This window comes from Streptomyces sp. WM4235, assembly GCF_001279725.1.
Taxonomy (GTDB): Bacteria; Actinomycetota; Actinomycetes; order Streptomycetales; family Streptomycetaceae; genus Streptomyces.
Genome location: NZ_LGDE01000329.1, coordinates 1 through 369, shown reverse-complemented (window position 1 = coordinate 369; position 369 = coordinate 1). Strand labels below are relative to the sequence as shown.

The following is a 369-nucleotide window of genomic DNA, read 5'->3' as shown; positions in this document are numbered from 1 at the left end:
CTACTCCCCGATGGCCCCGGTGCGTTTCGGGCCGCGCGAGCGCAGCACGCAGTCCCCGCAGAGGCCGCCGCCGGGCACCTTGTAGTAGAGGCAGCAACTGCGGCGCAGGAAGGCCGGCCCGAGCCCCTCCTCGTACACGAAGGTGCCCGTGCCGCCGAGCGCCCCGTCATCGGACAGCAGCTCGTCGACCAGGGCCACGGCCGGGCCGCCGGGCACCCGGTCGAGCAGCACCCTCAGCGCCCCGACCAGCCCGGAGGCGGTGTTGCCGCGCAACACCTTGGCGGACACCCCGAACCGGGCGCGCAGCGGGGCGTCCAGTGCCGCCAGGTTCCCGAGCACGGTGTCGCCGAGCGCCTCGGCGGGCAGGGC

1 protein-coding gene is annotated in these 369 nt (G+C 75.9%); it reads right to left on the bottom strand.

Annotated elements, in window-relative coordinates:
* A partial coding sequence (locus ADK55_RS21015; RefSeq protein WP_199826591.1) for a (2Fe-2S)-binding protein occupies positions 1–369 on the bottom strand: 369 nt, incomplete at its 5' end.